Raw genomic sequence first — 13,499 nt, 5'->3', positions numbered from 1 at the left:
GCGGCGCCGGCCACCGTCCCGGCGGATGCCGACCGCGCGGTGCAGGCCGGCGGGCTGTACTGAGCGGGATGCCTCTATTCCCTCCCCCTGAAGCGGGGGAGGGTTGCCCGCGCAGCCGGGGCGCACGCCCCCGCCCCGGGGGATGCCGACCGCGCGGGGGCGGGCGGCGGGCTGTACAGAGCGGGATGCCTCTCTTCCCTCCCCCTGAAGCGGGGGAGGGTGGCCCGGGAAGCGGGGCGGGCGAGCGTCAGCGCGCCGTTCGGAACCGTGGCTCCCCTTTCCCGACCCTCGCTGACGCGAGGCCCACCCTCCCCCGCTCCAGGGGGGAGGGACGTAGTTCCGATGCGGAACAAAAAAAGCCGCCCCTGACGGGCGGCTTTGAAGTCTCAGGGAGGCATCAAACAGAGCGGGACGGAGGTCTCACTCGACATCCAGACATCTGGAATGCCCCGACATTCAATCGAAAAAGTTAACGCGCGGTTAAGGATCCGGCGTTCCTCAAATCATCGCCCGGTTCGACCGGGCCGACATCAGTATCGGCGGCCGCTCAGGCGGCGAGGCTGGTGAAGAGACCACGCCCGTCGGTGCCGCCGACCAGGCCTTCGACGAAGTTCTCCGGGTGCGGCATCATCCCGAGGACGTTGCCGCCCTCCGAGTAGATCCCGGCGATGGCGTTGAGCGAGCCGTTGCGGTTGGCGGCGATCGTCACCTGCCCGTCGGCGTCGCAGTACCGGAACGCGACCCGTCCCTCGCCCTCGATCCGGGCCAGCGTCTCGGGGTCGGCGAAGTAGTTGCCCTCGCCGTGCGCGACGCAGACGTCGATGACCTCGCCCTTCGCGTAGGCGCCGGCGAAGCGCGTGTCGGTGCGCTCGACGCGCAGCGTCTGCCGGTGGCAGATGAAGCGACGGTCGACGTTGCGCATCAGCACGCCCGGCAGCAGGCCGGATTCGCACAGGATCTGGAAGCCGTTGCAGATGCCGAGCACCAGCCCGCCGCGGGCGGCGTGCGCGCGGACCGCATCCATCGCGGCGGCGCGGCCGGCGATGGCGCCGCAGCGCAGGTAGTCGCCGTAGGAGAAGCCGCCGGGCAGGACGGCAAGGTCGGTGCCGGCGGGAAGCGCGGTGTCGGCGTGCCACATGGTCGTGACCTCGGCCCCGGCAAGCCGGAGCGCGCGGGCGACGTCGGCGTCGCGGTTCGAGCCGGGGAAGACGACGATCGCGGCACGCATCACGCGATCTCGATCGCGTAGTTCTCGACCACGGTGTTGGCCAGGAGCTTCTCGCAGGCGGTCTTCAGCGTCGCCTCGGCGCCGGCCCGGTCCGCGGCCGCGACCTCGATGTCGAACACCTTGCCCTGGCGCACGCCCTCGATCGACGCGATGCCGAAGGACTTGAGCGCGGCCTCGATCGCCTTGCCCTGCGGATCGAGGACGCCGGTCTTCAAGGTGACGACGATGCGGGCTTTCATGATGGGCCACTCAGCAGGGTCTGGATCGGAAGAAGGCGGTGACGAACGTCGGGGCGGCCGAGCCGGGCGCGGGGATCGACACGGGACGTGCCGAGACCGGGCATCACCGGCGCGCGGCCCGAGGTGCCGTGCGCAGGGGCTCGATGCTGGTCGCGCGCTGCCAGAGCTGGAGCATGATCCAAGCCGCGACCACGCTGAACAGCCCCATCAGCACGTGGCCGACGGTATCGCCGAGCTCGAACAGGCCGGCGATCGCCCAGCCCGCGGCGATCGCCACCGCGAAGACTTCCGTTCCCACCAGCACCATCATGCTGAGGATCGTGATCAGGTTGCGGGTGTTCACGAGGACCCCTTCCTCCGGCGGCACGGATGTGCGTCCCGCTTGCGAAGGCGGCAGTACCCCGATTGTCGCATCCTGTGCAACCGATAAGCGGAGGGCCGGGAGGCCCCCCGCCTCAGCGCGGCGCCCGCTTGGCGAGGATGCGCTGGAGGGTGCGGCGGTGCATGTTCAGCCGCCGCGCGGTCTCGCTGACGTTCCGTCCGCACAGCTCGTAGACCCGCTGGATGTGCTCCCAGCGCACCCGGTCGGCCGACATCGGGTTCTCGGGCGGGTCGGCCCGCTCGCCGGGCTGCGCCATCAGCGTCCCGTGGATTTCGTCGGCATCGGCCGGCTTGGCGAGGTAGTCGAACGCCCCGAGCTTCACGGCGGTGACGGCGGTGGCGATGTTGCCGTAGCCGGTGAGGATCACGCCGCGGGCCTCGGGCCGGCGCTCCTTCAGGCGGGCGATCACGTCGAGCCCGTTGCCGTCGCCGAGCCGCATGTCGATCACCGCGAAGGCCGGGGCCCGGGCCTCGACCACGGAGACGCCCTCGGCCACGCTCTCGGCGACCTGGACGTGATAGCCGCGCGCTTCCATCGCGCGGGCGAGGCGGGTCGAGAACGGCTTGTCGTCGTCGACGATCAGAAGGCTGCGGTCGGAAAACGCGGCGAGCGGGTCGGCGTCGTTGAGCGCCACAGCATCCGGGGCGCCCGACGAGCTCGATTGCGTCAGCATGAGAAGCTCCTCAAACATTTCGTTGTATTCGTTGAAAGTTTATATAGGCGCGACATCGCCCGCGGGCAGGGGTGGCCGGGTACCGAATTCGGGGGCATGACGGAGCGCCGCACCCCGCTCGAAGATGTGGCGCGCCCAGGAGATCCGGACCTGCGCCCCGTGCGTTCCCGGCTTCGAGGCGTTGGCCAGGGTGATCTGCGCGCCCGAGCGCTCGATCAGCGTCTTGGCGATGAACAGCCCGAGGCCGAGGCCGGCGCCGACCGTGCCGCCCTGGTTCTGGCCCGCCGTGCGGTCCGGGCTGCGGGTGGTGACGTAGGGTTCGCCCGCCCGCAGCAGCACCTCGGCGGAGAAGCCGGGGCCGTCGTCTCGGATCTCCAGGGTGACCCGGTCCAGGGTCCAGCGCCCCTCGATCACCACCCGGGCGTCGGCGAAATCGACCGCGTTGTCGAGGATGTTGCCGAGCCCGAACATCACGCCGGCGTTGCGGCGGCAATCCGGCTCCGGCGCGTCGCCCGCGCTCGATATGTCGAGGGCGATGCCCATCGCGCGGTGCGGCGCCACCAGCTCCTCGATGAGATGGCTGAAGCTCAAGGTCTCGAGGAAGCCGGCCCCGTCGCCGTCGAGCGAGGTGAGCTTCGAGAGGATGCCGCGGCAGCGATCGACCTGCTCGCGCAGCAATTGCAGGTCCTCGGCGACGGCCGGCGGCGCGTCGGGGCCGAGCTGGCGCACCAGCTCCTTGGTCACCACCATGATCGTGCCGAGCGGCGTGCCGAGCTCGTGCGCCGCCGCCGCCGCCAGCCCGTCGAGCTGCGACAGGTGCTGCTCGCGGGCGAGCACCAGCTCCGTCGCGGCCAGCGCCTGGGCGAGCTGTCGCGTCTCCTCCGAGACCCGCCAGGCGTAGACGCCGGTGAAGGCCGTGCCGAGCAGGATCGCCGTCCACACCCCGGAGACGTAGAGGAACGGCAGCTCGATCCGGCCGTCGGCGAACCACGGCAGCGGGCGGTGGACGAGGGCCAGCAGCGTCGCCAGCCCGATCGCCAGCAGGCCGAGCGCCAGCGTCCGCTCCGGCGGCAGCGCGGTCGCCGAGATCAGCACCGGGGCGAGGAACAGCAGCGAGAACGGGTTCTGCAACCCGCCGGTGAGGAACAGCAGCACGGCGAGCTGCACGATGTCGAAGGCCAGCAGCAGCGCCGCCGAATCGGCGCTCAGCCGGTAGCTCGCCGGGAAGCGGATGCGCAGGCCGAGGTTGAGCCACGACGAGGCGGCGATCGCCAGGAAGCACCAGCCGAACGGCAGCCCGAGCCCGAGCCCGAACTGCGCCCCGACCACGGCGGCGCTTTGCCCGGTGATCGCGAGCCAGCGCAGGCGCACGAACGTGTCGAGCCGCAGGTGGCGCGCGTCGCGGACGAAGCCGCTCGGATCGGTGTCGAGCATGATGTGTTCTACGATAGGGCCGCGGCCCCTCCCATCCAGGGCCCGCGACGCTCCGGCGGCCGCCGCGTCAACCCGCCTCGTCCAGCTCGGGGCCGCGGGTGGCGTCGAGGCCGGCGCCCGGGATCGGCGCGATCGGCACCGGCGCGCCGGTGCGGGCCGCCTCGTAGATCGCCTCCATCAGCACCTGGTCCTGCAGGCCCTCCTCGCCGGGGGTGCGCGGCCGGCGGTTCTCCTGGATGCAGCGCGAGAAGTGATCCATCTCCAGGGCGAACTGGTTCTTCGCGCCGAGCACCTTGGTGTCCTGCGACACCGCCTTGCCGTCGCGATGGGTGATGACGAGGCGCTGGCCGACATAGGCGAAGGCGTTCTGCAGATCGATGTCGGCGCCGCCGGTATGCACCGTCAGGCGGCGCGATTCGTGGACGCCGTAGCTGGTCATGCACTGCGCCAGCACGCCGGAGGGGAAGCGCAGGGTGAAGCTCACGCTCTCCTCGACCTCGCGGAACTTCGGGTCGTCGGGCGGCGAATAGGTGTGCGCCTGGATCAGGTCGGGCTCCTCGCCCAGCAGCGCCCGCACGCCGTTGAGGCAGTAGAGCCCGATATCCGGCAACGCCCCGCCGCCGGACAGCGCCTTCTTCAGGCGCCACTGCTCCGGCAGGCCCGAGGTCTGGCCGTTGAAGGCCTGGATCATCCGCGGCTTGCCGAACTCGCCCGAGCGCACGAGGCGCACGACCTCTCGGTTGTAGGGCTCGTACTGGCAGCGATAGGCGATCATCAGCTTGACCTTGGCCTGCTCGCACGCCGCGATCATCGCGCGGGCTTCCGCGGAGGAGGCCGCCATCGGCTTCTCGCACAGCACGTGCTTGCCGGCCCCCGCCGCGGCGACGACGTCGTCGCGGTGCACCGCGTTCGGGGTGACGATGTAGACCGCCTGGATCTCGGGATTGGCCTTGAGCTTGTCCCAGTCGCCGTAGCCGTAGACCGCGCTCTCGGCGACGCCGTACTGCTTGGCCACGAGCTTGGCCTTGTCCGGCGTGCCCGACATGAGCGCCACGAGCCGCGAGCGCTTGGCCTCTCCGAGCGCCGGGAGGATCTCGTCGAGGCTGAGGCGCCCGAGGCCGACGACGCAGTAGCCGACCCGCTGGCCCGGCGGCTGCGGCGCGGGCGTCGGCGCCGGAGGCCGGTCGCCCTGGCCGCGCCAGTTCGGGAACTGCACGCGGCCGCCCTGAACCGCGCCGGTGTCGGCCGGCACCGTCGGGCCGGGCGTCGTCGCGGCGCGGGCCGCGTCCGCAGCCGCGAGCGCCGCGCCGGTGAGGGTGACGCCGCCGGCCCGCAGAAGGGTCCGTCGCGAGAGCCCGTGATCGTCTGCCATGCATCCCCGTCTCGGTCGGTGAGAGGCGGGGAAACCCGGGGCCGGATCGCAGGGTTCCGCCGGGCGCCGGCGCGCTCAGTGCAGCCGGTCGGGCGGGGCGGCCGCATTCCAGGCGGCCCGGGCTTCGGCCGCCGCGCCGTCCTCGCGCGCCGGTTGATCGAGGAAGGCAAGGCCGGCCTGGGTGCCGTCGCGCCAGACGACCTCGGCGCGGCGGGTCTCGTTGCGGCCGGTCACGTTGCGGCCGGTCACCGTGAGGTCGACGACGCGCGGCAGGACCACGTCCTCCGCGACGACGATGCGGGCGCCGGTCAGCGAATGGTCCCGCAGGCGGCACGCCGTCTCCGGCAGGAACGCCGCGAGGCGCAGGGTGCCGCCGAGGCAGGCCCGGCGGCGGTCGCTGTGGCGGCGCTCGATCTTGGGCGTCGTCAAGGTCACGAAAGTCATCCCGGATCTTGTTGGCATTTCATCAATGCAAGGGAGCACGAAAAGCTTCGTCTCGTCAGGTATAAGTGATGGTTAACCCTAACGGCGCCGGGCGGGCATGCGGCCGTCACCGGGCCGGCGGCGGGTCCGGCGCCTCGACGCCGCCGCTGCGCTGGAGCTGGAGCGCGACGAACCAGCACAGGGCCGCCCAGGCGGCGCCGATGCACCACCCGGCCAGCACGTCGCTCGGCCAGTGGACGCCGAGGTAGATCCGGCTGATCCCGACGAGGAGGGTCATGGTGACGCCGAGCGCCAGCACCAGCGCCTTGACGCGGCGGTAGCGGTCGATCCGCGCGAGCAGCGTCGCCAGGGTCAGGTAGGCGATCGCCGACATCATCGCGTGGCCGCTCGGGAAGCTCGCCGTGAACACGTCCATGCCGTGCGGCACCAGGTCCGGCCGCGGGCGATGGTAGAACAGCTTCAGCACCGTCGAGACCAGCTCGCCGCCGCCGACCGCGCCGATCACGAACAGACCGACCCGGCGCTTGCCGGACAGGGCGAGGTAGGCCGCGACCGACGCCGTCAGGAACACGATGGTGAAGACGCTGCCGAGCCCGGTGATGTCGCGCATCGTCTCCTCGAGCCAGCGCGGCCCGATCGGATCGGACAGGTCGGCCGGGTTGCGCAGGGCGAGCAGGATCTTGCGGTCGAGCGCCTCGGTCGAACCCTCGCCGACCTCGTGCGCCAGGGCGAAGAAGGCGTAGCCGAGCCCGCTGACGCAGATCAGCGCCAGCAACGGCCCGACCTCGTTGAGGCGCAGCCGGAGCCAGACGGAGGTGGCGTGGGACAGGAACGGGATGCGCCGCAGCGGGGCGGGGGGGCTCATCGCGCCGTGCCCGATCGATCGCGGGCGCCGTGGGGAGGATTCATCGAGACCATCACGCGTTCTCGCCGAAGGCGAAGCGCGCCCGCTCGGCCCAGGGACCGCCGAGGTAGCGCCACAGGCGGGTGGCCGGCGCGGTGAAGCGGAACGGCGCGAAGTCGTCGGCGAGGGCGGCGTGGAGCGCGCGGGCGGTGTCGGGGTCGACCTTGTTCTGCACGGTGACATGCGGGCGCCAGCCCTGCTTGTCCTGGGCGGTGAGGTGGGCGTCGAAGGTCTTGGCGAGGCGCGCGCGGAAGGCGGAGAGCGGCTCGGAATCGAGGACGTAGGCCACGCCGCGGCCGGTGAAGCGCAGCCCCGTCACTGCGACCTCGGGCGGCGGCACGGTGCGCGCGAGCATCGCGATCGTCTCGCGCACGCCCGCCTCGGCGGCGCCGGGCAGGTTGTGGAACAGCGTGGCGTGGGCCGGGATGCGGTTGAGCGCCTTCGGGAAGTGTTGGCGCCGCAGGCCGTCGAACCGCGCGAACGTGTCCGCGTCGAACTCGAGCGTCAGGATCAGGGGCGCCTGCCGGGCGTCCTGTCCCGGCTCCTCTTGCTTCAGCGCATCTTGCGTCGGCGTCTCTGGCATGCGGGCTTCCTGTCGCGGCCGGACGGAGATGGCGCGGCGCGCGATCAGGTCCAGTAGAGGATCCGCGCCGCGGGCAGGTCGCGGGCGAGCGCGGCAAACAGCGTGTCGCGCATCGACCGCATCAGCTCCTTGGGGAAAACGTACTTCACCGAGCCGAACTTGGTGAGCTTCTTCGCGCGCTCGGCCTCGTCGAGCGGCAGGTCGGAGCCCGGGTACCAGCCCTGGAGCACCTGCTTCGAGCCCGGGGTGAAGCGGTGGGTGATCAGCTCGGCGGTGAGGTCGAGGTCGGGCACGTCGGCGAGCGCCGCGGCGGCCTCGCGGATCAGCCCGGCATAGCCGGCCTCCCAATCCGGCACCGGCAGGATCGGCGCGATCGTGAGCCCGACGGGATAGCCCGCCAGCGCCACGGCCCGCATCGCCTGGAGCCGCGCGTCGAGGCTCGCGGTGCCGCCCTCGTAGCGCGTCGCGGTGCGGGCGTTGACCGAGAACCGGATGCGGGTGCGGCGGTTGTGCGGCAGGTCGAGCAGCGGCTCGACCGCGGCGAACTTGGTGGTGAAGCGCAGCTGCACCGGCGCCTCCCAGGCACCGAAATGCCGGATCGCCGCCGAGAGCGAGCCGGTGAGGTGCTCGATGCCCAGCGGATCGGTGTAGCACGAGGCCTCGAAGGTGGTGCCTTCCTGTGCCCGCTCGGCCTGCGCCGAGGTCACCGCGCCCTGGCCGAGATAGGCGCCGAGATTGGCCAGGATCGCGTCGAGGTTGGCGTAGGCCCGCGTCACCGGCGGCCCCGACAGGGAGCCGGCGAGGTAGCAGTACTGGCAATGGGCCGGGCAGCCCTCGGCGAGGTCGAAGCGCCAGTCGGCCGAGGGCGGGATCGGCTGGAGCCGGAGCTTGGTCGGCGGTGCCACGACGAGGGCGAGCGTCGCCTTCGCCTCGATGTAGGCCCGGCGCGGGTCGGCCTGGCGCAGGCCGGTGAGGCGGTTGGCCGTCAGGCGCTCGACCGTGAGCCCGAGCGCTTCCGCGCGGGCGAGCATCGCCCGGCCGTGCGCGTGCTCCAGGGCGGCCGGCGTCGCCAGGACGCGCCGCGGACGCCACAAGCGTGCCGGCCGCGCCGTCGACGAGACGGCCGGCGCGGGCGGCGGCGAAAGGACGGGCGGCGAAAGCACCGGTGGCGCGAGGGTCTGGGCGGGCTCCATGAGGGCCGAACGCCCCGGCACCCGTGCCGGCTCCTCACTTCCGCCGGGCGCGGCCTGCGGCTAAAGCACCGGCCATGGCCCCGAAGCGTTCGCCCGTCCCCCCCGTCCGGGAAACCGTCCACGAGGGGCGCGACGGCTGGCTGTTCCTCATCGGCGGCAGCAACGACGTCATGCAGCGCTACCGCGGGACCCTGCGGCAGTGGTGGACCCTGCGCGGCTGGACCCGGCTGATCACGGCGCGCGCCGCCCGCGCGGCCGGGCTCGGCATCCGCTGCGTCCAGCTCATCGTGCCGGAAAAGCTCTCGGTCTACGATCACAAGACCATCGACCTGCGCTACGACCCGGCCCGGGCCTCGACCCGTCGCCTCGCCCGCAAGCTCGCGGGGCAGGCCACCTATCTCGACCTGCTCGGCCCGTTTCGCGCGGCCCGCGACGGGCCGGTGCCGCTCTACCTCAAGACCGACACGCACTGGTCGGCCGAGGGATGCCTGCTCGCCTATCGCGAATTGATGCGGGCGCTCGCCGCGGTCCCGCCGGCCGACATCGGCACCCGGCCCGTCCTCGTGACGGAGCGGGTGATGGATCTCGGCGCGAAGCTGCCGGGCCGGCCGGCCGAGCGCCTGGTGCGCCCGCAGATCCACCGGGACGCGGTGCGCGTCGAGACCGGGGCGCTGCTCGCGGCCTCCGAGGAAGCGGGAACCGAGGTCGACCTGCATGTCGGCGCGCACGTGGTCTACCGCAACGCCAACCCCGCCGCCGACCCGCGGCGCGTGGTGCTGTTCGGCGATTCCTACGCGCATTTCGCGCCGATGCTGCTCACCGGGCTGCTGGCCGAGAGCTTCGCCGAGGTGCACTTCGTGTGGTCGTCGAGCTTCGACTGGGCTTACGTCGAGCGGGTGCGCCCCGACATCCTGCTGTTCGAGCTCGCCGAGCGCTTCCTCGCCCGCCTGCCCGCCGACGACTTCGACGTGGCCGCCGGGCGCCGGGCCGGCGCGGCCGGCTAGAGCATTCTCCGCGATCCCCGGATCACGTGGAATGCTCTCCCGTTGCAAGATCGCGTCAGGGGATCGGCTGGCTCAGGGTGGTTTCGACGAGGACGTCGTCGGTCTGGGCCGCGAGGTAGAGGTCCGGCGTCCACGCGATGCCGAGGAGCAGGACGACGATCGCGAGGAGGCCGGCCAGGCCCAGCGTCACCCCGTCGGCCTGCCGCCGCAGCGCGTGGATCGCGGCGCATCCGGCGGTGAACACGGCCGCCTCGGCGGCGGGGATCGCGAGGGCAAGCGACATCGGGCCTTCTCTCCGGACGTTTCGGCGGGATCGTGCCACCCGTCTCACGGTCCGGCATCGAATGCGAGATGCCGAGGCCTGCGCGGGGCGACGACCGAGGAAGACATCCAAGCAGGAAACGGGCTAAGTGCACCTCACAAAACCCCCGACCTCCGCGGCCGTTCACTATGTCGGCGACGCCACGACGGGGGGGTTGTGAGAGACACCAAGCCTGCCACAACCTTTCCCCTCGCCGCGTCGCCCTCCCGACGGACGGCGCGACGCGCGAAACAACGGATCGCACCCATGGGATTGCTCGTCGACGGCGTCTGGCAGGATCAGTGGTACGACACGGCGTCGACCGGCGGCCGCTTCGAGCGCAAGGCCTCCGCCTTCCGCAGCTGGGTCACCGCCGACGGGTCGCCCGGCCCCTCGGGCGAGGGCGGGTTCAAGGCCGAGCCTGGGCGCTACCACCTCTACGTCTCGCTCGCCTGCCCGTGGGCGCACCGCACCCTGATCGTGCGGGCGCTGAAGGGCCTCGAGGACGCGATCTCCGTCTCCGTCGTCGACCCGCACATGGGCGCCGAGGGCTGGGTGTTCGGCGACAGCCCCGGCGCCACCCCCGATCCGATCCACCATGCGACGCGGCTCTACGAGGTCTACCGCGCCGCCGACCCGCGCTATACCGGCCGCGTCACCGTGCCGGTGCTGTGGGACCGCGAGCGGAAGACGATCGTCTCGAACGAATCGGCCGAGATCATCCGCATGCTCGACGGGGCCTTCCACGGCGGCGGGCCGGACCTCTGCCCGGACGACCTGCGCGGGGAAATCGATGCGGTGAACGCCCGGGTCTACGACCGGGTCAACAACGGCGTCTACAAGGCCGGCTTCGCCACCGCGCAATCGGTCTACGCGGAGGCCTTCGCCGCGCTGTTCGCCGAGCTCGACGCGCTGGACGCCCGCCTCGACCGGTCGCGCTACCTGTGCGGCGCGCGGCTCACCGAAGCCGACATCCGGCTGTTCACGACGCTGGTGCGGTTCGACGCGGTCTATGTCGGGCACTTCAAGTGCAACCGGCAGCGCATCGCCGACTACCCGAACCTGTCGAACTACCTGCGCGACCTCTACGCCCTGCCGGGCGTCGCCGGGACGGTGGACCTCGTCCACATCAAGCGGCACTATTACGAGAGCCATCCCACCATCAACCCGACGGGCATCGTCCCGGTGGGGCCGGCGCTGGACTTCGCCGCGCCCAACGACCGGGCCCTGCGCTTCGGCGGGTGAGGCGAACGCGCGCCGGGCTCGACGGATGCGCGCGGCGCGTTAGATCGGACGGCATGACGCTCGCACAGACCTCTCGCCGCCTCGCCCTCGCCCTGCTCGCCGCGCCCTTGGCGCTGTCGGGCCCCGCCCGGTCCCAGGCCGCGGTGCAGCTCGACGGCACCTGCGAGAAACTGACGATCGAAGGGAAGGACGCCACCTCGGCCTGCAGGCCGACTCTCGGGAACAGCGCCGAGCGTCGGCGCACGACCTTCGACTTCACCACCACGGACGGGCGCACGCTCAGCTTCAGCGGCACCGGCGCGCAGCAGGAGCGTACCGAGGAGACCGACCCGCTGCAGCCGATCAACCTCGTTACCACCGGCACGTCGAGCGACAAGGGCATCGTGCGCAACCCGACCCCGGCGGTCGGCGCCTGCACCTTCTCGACGCCGGCACCGGGCAAGACCACCATCGCCTGCGAGGCCTCGGCGCCGGACGGCCGCACCTTCGCCGGGACCTTCGTGACGCAGGCCAAGGCCGCCGCCGGCGCCCCCGCGCAGTAGGCCCGGCGTTTCGAGGGTCGGGGCGCACCGCGCGACGCGCTCCACCCTGGGATGCAGCGATCCGGTCTCGGCCCGGCACCGCGCGCGGGACGGCCCTCGGGGGCCGGCGAAAACGCGACGAAACCCGCGGATTTGCCCGATTCCGCCGCGCGAGAGCGCGCGCACCGCACTGGTCAGCCGCGTGCCCGAGTCCCATGTACCCGGTCTGGCGACATTTGGTTCCAAGGCCCGACACCGCATGCTGAACGACACGCTCGCGACGGACGCGCACCCGGGTGCGTCCGACCTGGTCCGGGAGACCACCACGGCCGGTTTCCGGCAGGACGTCATCGCCGAATCGGCGAACCGTCCCGTGCTGGTCGCGTTCTGGTCGCCGCGCGCACCGTCGAGCAAGACGCTGCTCGCCGTGCTGGAGAAGCTCGTCCGCGCCGCCGCGGGCAAGGTCGTGCTGGTCAAGATGAACGTCGACGAGCATCCGGCGGTCTGGGGCCAGATCGGCCAGCAGCTCGGCCTGCAGGGCGTGCCCGCCGTGGTCGCCATCGACCAGGGCCGCCCGGTCGACATGTTCGAGGGCGCCCTGCCGGAAGCGCAGATCAAGACCTTCTTCGACCGTCTCGCCGGCCCGAGCGAGATCGATCAGGTGATGGCGGAAGCCGCGCAGGCGCTGGCGGAGGGCGACCTCGCCGGCGCCTCCGAGCTCTACGCGGCGGTGCTCGGGCAGCAGCCCGACAACGTCGCGGCCCTGGCCGGCCTGGCCAAGATCCAGCTCGACGCCGGCGAGCTGGAGAACGCCAAGCAGGTGCTGGCGATGGTGCCGGAGGCCAAGGCCGCCGACCCGGGGCTCGCCGGCATCCGCGCCGCGATCGTCCTGGCCGAGCAGGCCGCGGCGCTCGGCGACCTCGCCGGCCTGGAGGCGGAGGTCGCCGCGAACCCGGACGCGCACCAGGCCCGGTTCGACCTCGCCCTCGGCCTCAATGCCGGGAACGAGCGCGAGAAGGCGGTCGATCACCTGATCGAGATCATCCGCCGCGACCGGACCTGGAACGAGGACGGCGCGCGCAAGCAGCTGCTCCAGTTCTTCGAGGCCTGGGGCCCGATGGATCCGGCCGCGATTCGCGGACGGCGCAAGCTCTCGACGCTGCTGTTCGCGTGAGGGCGGATCTGCGGGTGCAGAGGGAAGCCGAAGGTTCTGTCTTGCTGGAGGCATCATGAGCACGCATGCGGGCTACAAGGGGCCGGGCGATTGCCCGCCCGTCATCCCGGTCTTCCCCCTGCCCGGCGCCCTGCTGCTGCCGCGCGGGCAGATGCCGCTCAACATCTTCGAGCCGCGCTACCTCGCGATGGTGGACGACGCCCTGCGGACCGACCGGGTCATCGGCATGATCCAGCCCGACGCCGAGGGCGGCGCCTCGCCGTTGAACCCGAAGCTGTACCGCGTCGGCTGCGCCGGGCGGATCACCCAGTTCGCCGAGACCGGCGACGGGCGCTACCTGCTCTCGCTGACCGGCATCGGCCGCTTCCGGGTGATGAGCGAGCTGGCCACCACCGGCGCCTATCGCCGCTGCCAGGTCAGCTACGACGACTTCGCCATCGATTTCACCGCGCGTGCCGGCGAGGACGCGGTGGACCGCAAAGGCGTGCTGCGGGCGCTGCGCGACTTCGTCGATTCCAACGACCTCAAGGTCGACTGGGCCGGGATCGAGGAGGCGCCGAACGAGGCCCTGGTCAACGCGCTGTGCATGATGAGCCCGTTCGGCGTCCGCGAGAAGCAGGCGATGCTCGAGGCCGCCGACCTGAAGACCCGCGCCGAGATCCTAGTCGCGGTCACCGAGATGGAGATGGTGCGCAGCACCGGGCCCGAGCCGACGATGCAGTGACGGCTCGAAGGACGGCCCGGCGGCGACGAGCGCCTGCGCCTTCGCGACCGACCGGCACGGCTTCCCATGGAGAACCAG

General features: G+C 71.9%; 16 protein-coding genes. 5 read left to right on the top strand and 11 right to left on the bottom strand.

The features are described 5' to 3' along the window. Nucleotides 1-547: 547 nt before the first annotated feature. The 10 genes from purQ to MKK70_RS29730 all read right to left on the bottom strand — a co-directional run bounded on the left by purQ (nt 548) and on the right by MKK70_RS29730 (nt 8,473). Nucleotides 548-1,228 (bottom strand): phosphoribosylformylglycinamidine synthase subunit PurQ, encoded by a 681-nt coding sequence (gene purQ / locus MKK70_RS29775; RefSeq protein ID WP_147843714.1) that lies wholly within the window; start codon nt 1,226-1,228, stop codon nt 548-550. Further along, a complete protein-coding gene (gene purS / locus MKK70_RS29770; RefSeq protein ID WP_147728648.1) occupies nt 1,228-1,467 on the bottom strand; it encodes a phosphoribosylformylglycinamidine synthase subunit PurS in 240 nt (79 codons plus the stop codon). The genes purQ and purS overlap by 1 nt, the downstream gene beginning before the upstream one ends. A gap of 103 nt (nt 1,468-1,570) precedes the next feature. Beyond that, nucleotides 1,571-1,810: a hypothetical protein gene (locus tag MKK70_RS29765; protein WP_147843713.1), complete on the bottom strand. Its 240-nt coding sequence runs from the start codon at nt 1,808-1,810 to the stop codon at nt 1,571-1,573. A gap of 112 nt (nt 1,811-1,922) precedes the next feature. Continuing rightward, the gene (locus MKK70_RS29760) at nt 1,923-2,522 is read right to left on the bottom strand and encodes an ActR/PrrA/RegA family redox response regulator transcription factor (protein WP_147728650.1); all 600 of its coding nucleotides are present in this window, start codon (nt 2,520-2,522) and stop codon (nt 1,923-1,925) included. 39 nt (nt 2,523-2,561) lie between these two features. Then, complete coding sequence (locus tag MKK70_RS29755; RefSeq protein WP_147728651.1) at nt 2,562-3,956, bottom strand: ActS/PrrB/RegB family redox-sensitive histidine kinase; 1,395 nt, start codon at nt 3,954-3,956, stop codon at nt 2,562-2,564. A 67-nt stretch (nt 3,957-4,023) separates the two neighbouring features. Continuing rightward, nucleotides 4,024-5,328 (bottom strand): Gfo/Idh/MocA family protein, encoded by a 1,305-nt coding sequence (locus tag MKK70_RS29750; RefSeq protein ID WP_147858872.1) that lies wholly within the window; start codon nt 5,326-5,328, stop codon nt 4,024-4,026. Between the two features lie 75 nt (nt 5,329-5,403). Beyond that, nucleotides 5,404-5,763, bottom strand: a complete 360-nt coding sequence (locus MKK70_RS29745) for a PilZ domain-containing protein (RefSeq protein WP_243951615.1) — start codon at nt 5,761-5,763, stop codon at nt 5,404-5,406. Nucleotides 5,764-5,878: 115 nt separating this feature from the next. Next, nucleotides 5,879-6,637, bottom strand: coding sequence for a phosphatase PAP2 family protein (locus MKK70_RS29740; protein WP_147858874.1), 759 nt, complete (start codon nt 6,635-6,637; stop codon nt 5,879-5,881). A gap of 52 nt (nt 6,638-6,689) precedes the next feature. After that, a complete protein-coding gene (locus tag MKK70_RS29735) occupies nt 6,690-7,259 on the bottom strand; it encodes a 2'-5' RNA ligase family protein (protein ID WP_243951613.1) in 570 nt (189 codons plus the stop codon). A gap of 44 nt (nt 7,260-7,303) precedes the next feature. Further along, the gene (locus MKK70_RS29730) at nt 7,304-8,473 is read right to left on the bottom strand and encodes an SPL family radical SAM protein (RefSeq protein WP_243951611.1); all 1,170 of its coding nucleotides are present in this window, start codon (nt 8,471-8,473) and stop codon (nt 7,304-7,306) included. Nucleotides 8,474-8,526: 53 nt separating this feature from the next. Between MKK70_RS29730 and MKK70_RS29725 the strand changes: the two genes are divergently transcribed. Further along, on the top strand, nt 8,527-9,456 hold the full coding sequence (locus tag MKK70_RS29725; RefSeq protein WP_147858876.1) for an alginate O-acetyltransferase AlgX-related protein: 930 nt from the start codon (nt 8,527-8,529) through the stop codon (nt 9,454-9,456). 55 nt (nt 9,457-9,511) lie between these two features. Here the strand turns inward: MKK70_RS29725 and MKK70_RS29720 are convergent, their stop codons facing one another. Next, the gene (locus MKK70_RS29720) at nt 9,512-9,739 is read right to left on the bottom strand and encodes a hypothetical protein (protein WP_243936939.1); all 228 of its coding nucleotides are present in this window, start codon (nt 9,737-9,739) and stop codon (nt 9,512-9,514) included. 285 nt (nt 9,740-10,024) lie between these two features. On the opposite strand from MKK70_RS29720, the gene MKK70_RS29715 reads away from it, so the two are divergent. From MKK70_RS29715 to MKK70_RS29700, 4 genes are all read left to right on the top strand, one after another. Beyond that, nucleotides 10,025-11,002 (top strand): glutathione S-transferase family protein, encoded by a 978-nt coding sequence (locus tag MKK70_RS29715; RefSeq protein WP_147842196.1) that lies wholly within the window; start codon nt 10,025-10,027, stop codon nt 11,000-11,002. A gap of 53 nt (nt 11,003-11,055) precedes the next feature. Next, a complete protein-coding gene (locus MKK70_RS29710) occupies nt 11,056-11,544 on the top strand; it encodes a hypothetical protein (protein ID WP_147842195.1) in 489 nt (162 codons plus the stop codon). Nucleotides 11,545-11,782: 238 nt separating this feature from the next. Beyond that, nucleotides 11,783-12,697, top strand: a complete 915-nt coding sequence (locus MKK70_RS29705) for a thioredoxin family protein (protein ID WP_243951609.1) — start codon at nt 11,783-11,785, stop codon at nt 12,695-12,697. A 55-nt stretch (nt 12,698-12,752) separates the two neighbouring features. Next, nucleotides 12,753-13,421 (top strand): LON peptidase substrate-binding domain-containing protein, encoded by a 669-nt coding sequence (locus MKK70_RS29700; RefSeq protein WP_243951608.1) that lies wholly within the window; start codon nt 12,753-12,755, stop codon nt 13,419-13,421. The last annotated feature ends 78 nt before the right edge of the window (nt 13,422-13,499 follow it).

The organism is Methylobacterium sp. E-041 (genome assembly GCF_022829665.1).
In the GTDB taxonomy this organism is placed as follows: Bacteria; Pseudomonadota; Alphaproteobacteria; order Rhizobiales; family Beijerinckiaceae; genus Methylobacterium.
This window is presented reverse-complemented; position numbering and strand designations above follow the sequence as displayed.